Here is a 12,550-nt window from a genome sequence, read left to right as displayed (position 1 = left end):
GAGATACTTAGTTTTCAACATAGATAGTTGGTAAAACTCGCGCCTTCGAGCGCACAAATTATACAATTAATATCATGTCCGTCTGATACGTTATTGTATAATTTGCGATGTAGGAGCGGGCTTTACAAATCAGAATTGCCTCAAACTTACATCTGGCACCATTCTCAAGAACGGGATCTCCGGCCCGTTCCACAAGAGATGAATTTTTTTGTGTAACAAGCCGGAAAGCCTTTTCATAAAAGGATTATTGAAAGTGGTGCAACATCTGAGCTAAAACCAATAATCTAGTAAACCCGCCCCCACCCAACGGTCAATCGCTTACAAACGACTTTTATGATGAATGAGTCATTTTAGGCGAGGTCATGAGTAATTGTAAATATAATTGGGTAAATTTTTGTTAACCGATGCTACCCTTGTATGCTCTGTTGAATTCGATCTAATAATTGTGCTGCCGATAAGGAAGAAGGCAAAATTTTGGCAGATACTTCTTGCAGCAGAAAGTCGATCGCCTCTGATTCGGAATTTACAGCCGACCGATAATCCCAGACTAAAATTGGCAGTTTTACTGCCATTTGCCGCAGGTTCGATAGCGCCTGCAACATAGCGGGGGATTCTGAGGGGGCATCTCGCAAACACAGCAAAACTAAGTCAACGCTTTGATATTGCAACTGCTGCAAAACTTCTGTCCAACAGGGAGCGATCGACCCTCGAAATCCTGCAGTGTGGACGTACTGAATCAAAGCTTGAAAGTTGGGAGTAGAAAACTGAGAATTGGGGAGGGGAATTTCGGCATTTGTCGATCGAGCGCAATGTTCCAATTCTCCCGTCGGGTTCCCCCCAGAAGAGGAGTGCAAATCCGGTAAAGTCGAAATGTCGGCAAATAAAATGCTGGGCTTCCAACTCATGCCCGCAGCAACTTGAATCACTTGCCACAAAGCACTTGGCATTAACCCGGTAGGTGAAGTTTCACTGTCGTCGGGACTGCGGGTAGCCAAACAGGGAAATACCGACAATCCTTTGACTTGATTTGCCAGTTGCGTAGTAGTGGGTTCTAAAGTCACCAAGGGGAGAGAACCCAAATTTCGAGACCGACTTAACTGTTCGATAAAAGCTAAGGGGTTTTGCAGTTGACTTGTACCATCCAAGACGATCGCGTCGGGTCGCCAAATTCGGGCCACGAGTTCTGCTTGGTCGAGGTCGTCTGCTTCTAAAACCCGGCAGTAGTTGGGGTTGAGCAGTAAAGCGGAACCTTGAGAGGAACTGTTTTGCGGGCTGAGCCACAACACGGTTAAAGAACTCCTCACTTTGCTGGTACTGGCATTACTGTGGCCGATCAAGTCTGCCAGCAGCCGGCGCAAAGCGGGTTCTTCCACCGGCAAGCTCAAAAAGCCTTCGGCTCTGTTGACACTGGCCCGTTCTTTTTCGCCTCTGGTGGCCGTGACGATCGCCGGAATTGATCGGGTATCCGGGTCACTCTTGAGCAGCGTCAGCACGTCCCAACCCGACAGCAGTGGCAGCAGCGGGTTGAGGAAAATCGCTTCGGGACTGAACCTGCGAGCTTTTTCCAGCGCTTCGGTGCCGGAACGGGCGACTATTACTTGGTAGCCCAAACCTGAGATGACGTTGGTTAAATCTTCGATATATTTGGGAACTGCTTCGACTATTAATACTAAACGAGAGCGAGAATGGGCGGTCAGAATCGGATATTGGGGTTTTAATAATTCTTCCTCAGCGGTTCCCGGTGTCGAGACTTCTTCACTGTTGTTTCCCGGAGGAGTTGGTGGCAGCAGCAGGGTAAATTGAGAGCCTTGGTTTTCTGAGGAAATAAACGAAACGTCTCCGCCGTGGAGCCGAGCTAGGCGTTGAGTTAGTACCAGTCCCAGTCCGGTTCCTTGAAAGCGCCTGGTGAGGGGGCTTTCTAGCTGTTGGAATTTCTGAAAGATTAGGTGCTGTTTGTCGGCGGGGATGCCGATGCCAGTGTCCCAAACTGTGAATGCGATCCAGCCTTCCCAAACATTTACTTTCAATCCGATTTTGCCGCCGAGTTCGGTGAATTTTAGGGCGTTGGAAAGGAGGTTAACCAGCATTTGCCGCAGTCGCAGTTCATCGGCAATTAATTGGATCAGTCCCGGTTCTATTTCGAGTGTAAATTCTATTTTGGCCGAGGGTTCTGCGTTGGCTGTACCGTCCGTTTGGCTCGCGTCGGGAGGTTTTTTTTCTTCTTGCTGTTGCAGTTGTTTTGCTTGTTCAAAGGCTCTTTGGCAGGTTGATGCTATTTCGACTGCTTCGGGAATTAGTTCTAGCTGCCCGGTTTCCATCCGGGTCAAGTCTAATATATCGTTAACTATTGTCATCAAATGCCGCCCACTTTTATGGATTAGTTTGGCGTAGCGTGTTTGGCGATCGTTGAGTTCTCCGATCAATTTATCTTTGAGGAGGCTGGACAAACCGAGGACGGCGGTGAGCGGGGTTTTTAGTTCGTGGCTGATGCAGGATAAAAATTCGTCTTTGAGTCGGTTGAGGTGGATTAAATCTGCGTTTTTCGCTGCTAGTTCTTTGGCGACTAAATGTTCTTCGGTGACATCTTGTCCCATTACTAAAATTAGCTTGTCTGAGAGTGGCTGTTTGACAAATTGCCAGATCCGTTCTTGACCTTTTTGTACGGGGCAGTCGCAAATGTAGGTGTCTGGTTTGCCGGCGGTGGGGCACCAAGCTGGAGCGGTTAAGGTTGAGGGGGAGGCAGCAGCGTACAAGGGCAGCGGGCAACTGGTGGCTGCGGTTGAATCACGCGCGGCGAAGCTATCCCGCAGGGAATCGTCGGATCTACTTGCTCCTACTAGGCTCCTGCAGTCTTTGGTGATGGCCTCTAACTGCACGCTCTTGTATTCGCTTGTTAAATGGCTTGGTTTGCGGGGCGAGTGTTTGCCCAAATTTGCTGCTGGTTCTGGAACTGGTTCTGGGCCTGCTCCCAGCAAAATCCGCCACGCTGCGTTTTGGCTGACTATTTGTGCGGTAGGGGTTTGCAATCTCAGGGGCAGGGGCAGTTTTTCCAACAGTTGGACTAGGGAGTTGAGGTTTTCCGAGGGTTTCAATCCTGCTTCTAGAAAGCGCACTTGAGCGTCTAGGGCTGTGGCGATGGCTTCGGAAACCGGTTTTAATTCGATTTCTTTGACGGCTGTTTCCTGCTCTGTGAGGCTGCAGAGCGAGCTGCTGTTGAGTGCGGCGAATTGCAGCAGGCTCAGGCTGTCTAGCATTCCTAAAAATTGACCGCTGGCATCTGTGACGGCGATCGGGCTGTTTGAGGAACTGCAGGCGGTTTGGCGGTTTGGCCGGGCTGGGGTGTTCTGTTCCTCTGTTTGCAGGTACTCCCAGAATTCGCTGACGCTCATAGTGGCGGGTAATGCCCTGACTGGTTCGATCGCGATCGAGCTTTCTGACAAAGGTTGCTGCCCGTCGTTTGTGCGATCGGCTGCCCAAGCCCAAAGGCTGCGGAGGTAGACTAATCCCAGCGGTTGTAACTGTTCGTTGACTACTGCGACTCGATCGCAGTTGCAGGATCTGAAAATTGACAGCAGCGATTCTAGCGCACCCGTTTGGAGGCACAGCGGGACTGGCTCGATAAAATTTTTGAGACTGGGGGTGGTGAGTGGCATAACAAACCTGAGAGTCTGCTCGCGAGAGCAGTAATATTTTTGATGCTCAATGTAGCTGCGAATTTCTGTATCTTATTTGTTTTATATCAGTTCGCTATCAGGCTCGGTATCCGCACCGAGACCGGGAGTTCGATGCCTACGCCTGATTTGAGGCGACTAGCAATTATTTTAAGGCTTAAGCTTAATTGCAGAAATCACGCTCCGGGTGCTTGACACAAACAGCAAGGAGTACAGTTTGATTCTTCCTGTGCTAGAAGCGCATCACTTATTTTGCGGTTAAGATTGGTTAAAATAAATGTTGAGATGATTGTTAAAATGTTAAGTTTTTTGTAAAGGAGATATCAACTCTGAGCGATCCAGCACTTTCAGGCAACTTAGGTGGTGCACCTACAGCTTTGCTTCCTCAACTGTCTATCGGTATTTTTGTCCGCTCTGAGGAAATCGCAGCCTCTGCGATCGAGCTTTTGAGAGGCGAACGCTATGCTTTAACGCACATTAAGTCGGCAGTGGAGCTTTTGGGGTTCCTTAAGCACAATTATCACCTTGATTGTTTGGTTTTGGAGGTGGATGGGGATCTGCGATCGCTTCTGGGCAAGCTGCAAGAACGATCGCTCTTTTTGCCTGCTGTGATTTTTTCGGCTCACGCGCACGTAGATGGAAGACCCGAAGCACCCTATTCAGATGGTTTTGAGGCCGCAGCCAGTAGCGCAAACAATAGTCAAGACGAAAGCTGTGCTTTTTTTTATCACCCTGCTGAGGTGCAACTGGCAATCGAGCGAGCGAGATCCATAGCTGCCGGTATCGATCGGGCGATCGCACAATTTCTGAAACTTTCAACTCCGGTTCCTGTCAATTACCAATCCGTAACGATCGATGCGACAGCCCAATTGACTGCTCAAAGTTTGCTCAGCCGACAGCAGCGGCGGCTGGCGGAAAAATTACGGGAGCGATTAGGATACTTAGGTGTGTATTATAAAAGAAATTCCCAGATTTTTTTGAGAAATCTGTCGGGGCCAGAGAAGCAAAAGTTTTTGGAGCAACTCAAGTCAAGTTATCGCGACATCGTTTTGAATTATTTTTCTCAAGACACTGCGGTCAACAATCAAATAGATGAATTTGTGAATTTGGCTTTTTTTGCTGACGTTCCCGTGACTCAAATTGTAGAAATTCACATGGAATTGATGGACGAGTTTGCTAAACAGCTAAAATTAGAAGGGCGCAGCGAGGAAATATTGCTTGATTACCGTTTGACCCTGATTGACGCGATCGCTCATATGTGCGAGATGTATCGGCGATCGATTCCGAAAGAGACCTCTCAAGGTAGAATGTAGAAGGGATTCGGCATAATTTTAAGAAATAAAAGGTAGAAGGTAGAATCTAACAAAAAAGAAAGGAGCCGACAAACGGCCGCGCGAGCGCGAGGCGGAAATTATTATAAAATAACAAAGAACAGCGGATTTAAGACAAATAACAACTACAACTAACATCTGACAACTAATACTCAACATTTAAAAAAGTTCATGAGTCCTCTGAAGAAAACCTACGTTCTGAAGCTATACGTTGCGGGGAATACTCCCAACTCTGTGCGAGCTTTGAAAACCCTAAAGGACATCCTAGAACAAGAATTTCAAGGTGTCTACGCGCTGAAAGTCATAGATGTTCTCAAAAACCCTCAGCTAGCAGAAGAGGACAAAATATTGGCAACCCCGACGCTGGCAAAAATCCTGCCGCCGCCGGTGCGAAAAATTATTGGCGATTTGTCCGATCGTGAGAAAGTTCTGATAGGATTAGATTTGCTCTATGAAGAACTTCGCGAAGAAGACCTGAATTCATAAGATAATCAGGTAAGAGTCACTCGATTTTAGATTTGAGACTTCGGTTTGGCGTGAAACGTTCGGCTCGCGCGAGCGTCGAAGCGTCGAGTCGCGCGAGCGTCGAACGATTTTAGATTTGAGATTTACTCAACAGATGAATCTGGGATGTGGAACAAAACTCTAAAATTTCTATCTTTCCACGACAGGAGTACGTGGCACGGTATCGGTTTTTGGGCGGGGTCATTAGTCAGCATTCAGCAGTCATTAGTTATTGAGCAAGAGCCAAAACTAAAAGCTGGGTACAAAGACTCATGATCGGCGGTTAATGAGTGACAACTAAAGAATACTGAGAGTTGACAAAAATCGACATGAATGAAATTAGTCAAACGGTTAAACGAGAAGGATTGGTAACGGCAGGAGTTGAAAAAATTCGCACGATGATTGAGGGTTTCGATGACATCAGTCACGGCGGAATGCCCATCGGCAGAACCACCCTAGTCAGCGGCACATCAGGAACGGGAAAAACTTTATTTGCCGTACAATTTCTCTATAATGGAATTACCCATTTTGACGAAGCTGGAGTGTTCGTAACTTTTGAAGAATCTCCGACAGATATTATTAAAAATGCTTGCAGTTTCGGTTGGGATCTGGCACAGTTAATCGAGGAAGGCAAGCTATTTATTTTGGACGCTTCCCCCGATCCAGAAGGTCAAGATATCGTAGGAAATTTTGATTTATCAGCCTTAATCGAGCGAATTCAGTACGCCATTCGCAAGTACAAAGCCAAGCGGGTTTCAATAGATTCTGTTACCGCCGTATTTCAGCAGTACGATGCTGCATCGGTGGTGCGCCGAGAAATTTTTCGCTTAGTTGCGCGCCTCAAACAAGTCGGAGCAACTACAGTTATGACGACGGAACGGGTGGAAGAATACGGCCCGGTGGCTCGGTTTGGAGTGGAAGAGTTTGTGTCGGATAATGTGGTGATTGTTCGCAACGTATTGGAAGGAGAACGCCGCCGCCGCACCATCGAAATTTTGAAGTTGCGCGGTACAACTCATATGAAGGGCGAATATCCTTTTACTATGACTAATGACGGAATTAATATTTTCCCATTAGGGGCGATGCGATTAACTCAAAAGTCTTCCAACGTGCGGGTTTCTTCGGGCGATAAAACTCTCGACGAGATGTGCGGTGGCGGCTTCTTCAAAGACTCGATTATTTTGGCTACGGGTGCAACGGGAACCGGCAAAACACTGTTGGTGAGCAAGTTCTTGCAGAATGCTTGTATGAACGGCAATCGGGCGCTGCTTTTTGCCTATGAAGAGTCCCGGGCTCAGTTGTTCCGCAATGCTTATTCTTGGGGCATTGATTTTGAGGAAATGGAACAGAAAGGAATGCTGAAGCTGCTGTGTACTTACCCGGAATCTGCTGGTTTGGAAGACCACTTGCAGACTATTAAATCAGAAATTGCGGAGTTCAAACCTTCTAGAATTGCTATAGACTCGCTGTCGGCTTTAGCTAGGGGTGTCAGCAATAATGCTTTCAGGCAATTTGTGATCGGAGTGACAGGTTTTGCGAAGCAGGAAGAAATAACTGGCTTTTTTACGAATACAAGCGACCAGTTTATGGGTTCTAATTCGATTACGGACTCCCATATTTCTACGATTACTGACACGATTATTATGCTGCAGTATGTAGAGATTCGAGGAGAAATGTCGCGGGCAATTAATGTGTTTAAGATGCGCGGTTCCTGGCACGATAAAGGAATTCGGGAATACACAATTACTGAAAGAGGCCCACAAATTAAAGATTCGTTCCGTGGTTACGAACGGATTATCAGCGGTTCTCCGACTCGGATTACGATTAATGAGAAGAGTGAGCTATCGCGGATTCTCCAGGGTGTGCAAGGTCAAGATGACGAGGATATTTGAGAGTTAGCAGTAATTCGTTGTTAAAAGTAGGTTGGGTTGAGCTAGGAAACCCAACTTTTTTAATTTGAGGAGTTTGTGAACATTTATAGCAACCGCGACAATGTTTGGCAGGTTCTTAATTGCTGAAATATGAGCTTTTATTGCCTATCGATCCCAATACCTAGAGTTTTTACACAGCAACAATACCTTGGGTCAAATCCAATACCTTGGGGATCGCAAATCTCTTGAATTGTGCTTGGAAAGCCAATAGCTGTATGATCAACCTCAGCTCGATTTGCAAACAGGTAGCCTTGCTGGTGTTAAAGTTATAGTAGGAGGAGGGCATTCTCCTGAAGTAGGTTGGATTCATCGCCATCGATGTATTCCCCTCGCCGACAAAACTGGATTGATTTGGCCCGAAGAGCAAATGGATTTTAGAGCAAGCTTGTGGGCAATATCAGCAGTAGTTAGGATGAGGACTAATTCTTCCTAATATCGCGGTGAATCTGTCGGCACGTCAACTCAGCCAACCGACTTTAATAGCTAAGAGCGATCGCATTTTTGAGCGCACCGATATGAAGCCAAAATATCTATAGCTAGAGATTACGGGAACGGCAATGATGCTTAATGTTGACATTATCTACAATCTTTTGAGCCACTGAGCGAAGCGAGGCATGGGGATTTTTGTCGATGATTTGGGGACTGGCTATTCTGCTTTTAATAACCTGAAAAATTTTCCGGTGAAGTCGCTCAAAATTGCTCGCTCATTTGTCCGCCATTTAGCCAGCGATCCGAGCGATCGCGGAATTCAAAAACCCATAGTTGTAATCCCAGAGGGGTTAAATCTCAGCATAATTGCTGAAGGAATGGAAGCCCCAGCGAAATGGGAATCGTTACAAGCGATCGCTTAGGAAATCGGGCAGCGTTATATGTTGAGGAAGCCTGCCATTGCTGAGGTTGCCCTTCAATTAATCCGACATCCTGAATTGTTGTCTACCACTATGTGGGATCAGCAATCCTCCCTCATGAAAGCGCGCAAAAGTCTTATAATTAATTTAATGCTCGTCTCGCTCAAATGACTAAAAATTTTTTCTTACGGAATAATATAAAAGTCTTAGGACAAGGCACCCAGACGATGATGTTTGCTCATGGATTTGGGTGCGATCAAAATATGTGGCGTTTCGTAACACCGGCGTTCGAGAAGGATTACAAAATTATCCTATTTGATTATGTAGGTTCGGGACAGTCTGATATTAGTGCCTACAGTTATGAACGTTACAGCGACCTCAATGGCTATGTTCAGGATGTCCTCGATATTTGTGAAGAATTGGCGTTGACTGATGTGATTTTTGTAGGCCATTCTGTCAGCAGTATGATCGGCCTTCTGTCCTCAATTCAAGCTCCTAATTACTTTAATCGCCTGATTTTCGTAGGGCCTTCACCCTGCTACATCAATGATTTACCAAATTATTACGGAGGGTTTGAGCGCAAAGATATTGAGGATCTCCTCGATATCATGGAGAAAAATTACATTGGTTGGGCAAGCTTTCTGGCGCCAATGGTGATGCAGAATCAGGATCGTCCTGAGCTAAGTGAGGAACTTGAGACAAGTTTTTGCTCTACCGATCCGGTGATTGCAAGTCGCTTTGCCGAGGTAACTTTTTACTCTGACAATCGCAGTGATTTACCCAAGGCATCAGTACCTACACTGATATTGCAATGCGCTGATGATGTGATTGCTCCCACCGAGGTAGGGCATTACCTTCAGCGCCACCTACCTAAAAGTACGCTACGGCTGATGAAAGCTACGGGACATTGCCCGCACCTGAGTCATCCACAAGAGACGATCGAAATGATTAAGGAGTATTTGAGTGTACCTCATACTACCTGATTTGTATGGCAAACATGACCTACCAGATAGACGAGCTACTGAACACGTCACCCTGTGGATTCCTCTCGTTTGCTGACGATGGTACGATCGTAATGGTCAACGCCACATTACTGCAATTACTCGGATACGAAACCGATGAACTGCGGGGACAGAAAATGGAATTCATTCTGCCAATGGCCAGCCGGATTTTCTATCAAACCCATTTCTTCCCCCTGTTGAAGCTCCACGGTAAAGTAGAGGAAATTTACTTCTCATTAAGGTCGAAGGAGGGTAGTGATATACCGATGCTGATCAACGCTGTGCGTCGGGAGAAAGGAGGAAGCTTCGTCAACAATTGCATCTTGATCTGTATCCGCCAGCGTATCCTATACGAAGGTGAAATTATTAAAGCAAAAAAAGCAGCAGAGGCAGCTATTCTCGCCCAAAAGCAAGCGGAAATAGCCCTGCGGAAACAGTACGACAAGGCGATATTACTTCAAGAAATTACTCAACACATCCGTCAATCTCTTGATTTGTCTACAATTTTTGAGATTGCTTCGCAGGAGATTCGCTTGTTTCTTGATGCCGAGCGCGTCGGCATATTTAAGTTCGATCCTGACAGTAAGTTTGGATATGGTGAGTTTGTTTCAGAATCCGTAGGCGAAGGATGTAAATTGGTAAGCAGAAATCAATTTAACGACTCGTGTGGTGGTGAACAATATCCTGATTCATATCAAGAAGGGAGAATGCAGGTAGTTGAAAATATCAATAAGATTGACCTTCAACACTGTTACCGCGCTCTTTGGAAACAATTTCCGGTTCGGGCTAATTTAGTTGCGCCGTTGCTCAATGGACAAGATTTGTGGGGGTTGTTATGTATTCATCAATGTTCTGCTCCTCGGCAATGGGAAGAATTTGAAGTTGACCTTGTTAAACAGATTGCTAGTCAGTTAGCGATCGCCATTAAACAAGCGGATATTTTTCAGAAGTTGCAGAAGGAATTGGCAGAAAGGCAGCAGGCTCAAGCGCGGATGAGAGAAATTAATCAACAACTGGCACTCTCTAACGAAGAACTAGCGCGCGCTACTCATCTCTTAGAACAAGTGGTAAATATTGATGGGTTGACTCAAATTGCTAATCGTCGATGTTTTAATGACCGCTTAGAGCATGAATGGCAGCGGCTATACCGGGAACAAAAACCTATTTCTCTTTTGTTGTTTGATGTGGATTATTTCAAACGCTATAATGATTGCTACGGTCATCAAATGGGGGATAGTTGTCTCTTCAAACTTGCTCAAACGGTGCAAGAGGTGGTGTACCGTCCGGCGGATTTAGTGGCGCGTTACGGGGGAGAAGAATTTGCCATCATTTTGCCTAATACAGATCTTGATGGAGCGAGTTCGGTGGCCCAACGGATTCACGCTGCTATTCAAGCTTTACATATTCCTCACAAAACCTCTGATGTGAGCGATGTAGTTACTATTAGTATGGGTATCGCCAACTTGATTCCGATTTCGGAACTATCATCGGCTGACTTGATTGCGATCGCTGATCGTTCACTCTACCGTGCCAAGCAACAGGGGCGCAATCAGTCCGCGACCTGCGAGTACAGTGGCGATTCAATTTTTGACACTGACGGTTAAATCACAATAATTGAGACCGAGGATAAAAATTTGTCCCCGGTCTCTCAAAATCAGTCATTTTATAAATTTACATGAGCACGGAGGGATTTGAATCAAAGCCTCGCTCTTGAATTACGAGTTTCCGTCGTTCTAGCCATTTTTTGCACCCACTCTGAAAGTCCTGTTTTTGATTTGAGCGAACACTGAGCGACGTGCTGTAGGCTTAGTGCATCAGTCAAACTCAGCACTGTCAGAGTAGGGAGCGAAAGATGAGCGAAAAATCAAATCCAGTCACGGCAAGTACCACCGCAGACTACCTTGTTGGCTACGAGCGGATTCTAGATTACTTTCAACAAGCACAGAAAGAATGCCCCAAGGGCGTAGGGCTAAAAAGAGACAGGAAAGCCAGCGGTGGTTACATAACGCTGCAATTCAAGTTAGGTGAGAAGCGGGTCAACAAAACTTGTGGGTGCTACCTGACGATGCAAGGTATCACGGATGCTCTGAGGAAAGCTCATCTAGTTGCTAGCGCTTTACAATCCTTCTCTAGCGAAAGTCGATTTTTAGCCTGGTATGATGATGTTGTTTTGGATAAAAACGTCATCAAAAATGATTTGATAACGTTTGGTGAGGCGATAGCAAAAGTCGAGAAAGAATACTGGGAGGGACGTACTAAACGCCGTCAACAACGTGACAGGAATAATGCTAGCCATCAAAGCTCCTGGGGATGTGTTTACGGACAATATTTTAAACTGCTACCAAGGGAGGCAATTGTAAACTCAGTAGATATTTTGTCTGTCATTCACATTAAGAAGCAAGGAACTAAATGCTTTAAGAACTGCTTGTGTGCAATGAAAAAACTAGCTGAGACTATTGGCGATACTGAGTTGTTGGGTAGACTTAAAGAAATTGACGGTACACAAACAGAATTTCGGGAAGACCTTCAGACTTTATCAGTCGATGATTTTCTAAAGCTTCGCATTCAGGTTCTCAGTGTCTCTGATGATAAGCGATACCATCTGGAATCACGTAAACGGTGGCTGTGGGTGTTCTCGATGCAGATGGTGTATGGCTTTCGGGTTCACGAAGTGTTTGCTATTCAGAACATTGACAAACCTTTTAAAACAAAGGATGGCGTTATTATCCCGGCACTGATTGAGCCAAACAACACAAAGATGATTGCTGTAGTTGGTGACAAGACATTACTCGATACCACGACTAAAACTGGCTACCGACTGTGTGTGCCGATGCTTCCCCCTACTCATCTTGACTTGATAGAGTGCCTAGAAATTAAGTCAGGTAAATTGCCTGAGATTGGAACACTATCAAGTAATCCAAAAACAATTGCTGGACTATATAGTGACCGCGCCCAAAATATTTTAAGAAGATGGAATAAAGGTTTTACCCAAACCCACGCTTTACGCCATCTCGCTAATCTCAGCGGTCAAATGGCTGGAATGTCTCAGGAAACAAGAGCTAAAAGTCTGGGGCATTCACCACAGATGAATGAAACTGTTTACAAGCGTCGCGCTAACACTGAGACGACAATTGATTTATTAACTCAGTCTACGAAGGAAGCTATTCCTTTAGGGAGTGCGATCGGGGTGCTTAAACAGTTGGGAAGTGACGGGAAAAATGTCAAACTGCTAGCCGCTATTTACGGCATTACACCCCACGAAGT

At 45.8% G+C, this 12,550-nt stretch carries 8 protein-coding genes; 7 read left to right on the top strand and 1 reads right to left on the bottom strand.

Annotated elements, in window-relative coordinates; all coding sequences use genetic code 11:
- Positions 1-407 precede the first annotated feature (407 nt).
- A complete protein-coding gene (locus tag QUB24_RS22195; protein ID WP_333155503.1) occupies positions 408-3,653 on the bottom strand; it encodes a hybrid sensor histidine kinase/response regulator in 3,246 nt (1,081 codons plus the stop codon).
- A 395-nt stretch (positions 3,654-4,048) separates the two neighbouring features.
- Between QUB24_RS22195 and QUB24_RS22190 the strand changes: the two genes are divergently transcribed.
- The 7 genes from QUB24_RS22190 to QUB24_RS22160 form a co-directional block, all read left to right on the top strand.
- Positions 4,049-4,984, top strand: coding sequence for a circadian clock protein KaiA (locus tag QUB24_RS22190; protein ID WP_333155502.1), 936 nt, complete (start codon positions 4,049-4,051; stop codon positions 4,982-4,984).
- 189 nt (positions 4,985-5,173) lie between these two features.
- Positions 5,174-5,488 carry a circadian clock protein KaiB gene (gene kaiB, locus QUB24_RS22185; RefSeq protein ID WP_006632119.1) on the top strand — a complete coding sequence of 105 codons (315 nt, stop codon included), beginning with the start codon at positions 5,174-5,176 and terminating at the stop codon, positions 5,486-5,488.
- Positions 5,489-5,835: 347 nt separating this feature from the next.
- Positions 5,836-7,398, top strand: coding sequence for a circadian clock protein KaiC (gene kaiC, locus QUB24_RS22180; RefSeq protein ID WP_333056794.1), 1,563 nt, complete (start codon positions 5,836-5,838; stop codon positions 7,396-7,398).
- Positions 7,399-8,051: 653 nt separating this feature from the next.
- A complete protein-coding gene (locus tag QUB24_RS22175; protein ID WP_333155498.1) occupies positions 8,052-8,288 on the top strand; it encodes an EAL domain-containing protein in 237 nt (78 codons plus the stop codon).
- Between the two features lie 224 nt (positions 8,289-8,512).
- Entirely contained in the window at positions 8,513-9,268 is a 756-nt protein-coding gene (locus tag QUB24_RS22170) for an alpha/beta hydrolase (protein ID WP_333155496.1), read from the top strand.
- Between the two features lie 5 nt (positions 9,269-9,273).
- Entirely contained in the window at positions 9,274-10,890 is a 1,617-nt protein-coding gene (locus tag QUB24_RS22165; protein ID WP_333155495.1) for a diguanylate cyclase domain-containing protein, read from the top strand.
- A gap of 248 nt (positions 10,891-11,138) precedes the next feature.
- Positions 11,139-12,550: hypothetical protein (locus tag QUB24_RS22160; protein ID WP_333155494.1), on the top strand; the 1,412-nt coding region annotated here is incomplete at its 3' end.

Source organism: Microcoleus sp. B9-D4, assembly GCF_036705105.1.
Classification (GTDB): domain Bacteria; phylum Cyanobacteriota; class Cyanobacteriia; order Cyanobacteriales; family Microcoleaceae; genus Microcoleus.
Note: the sequence above shows the minus strand (reverse complement) of the source record. Positions and strands in the feature narration are given on the sequence as shown.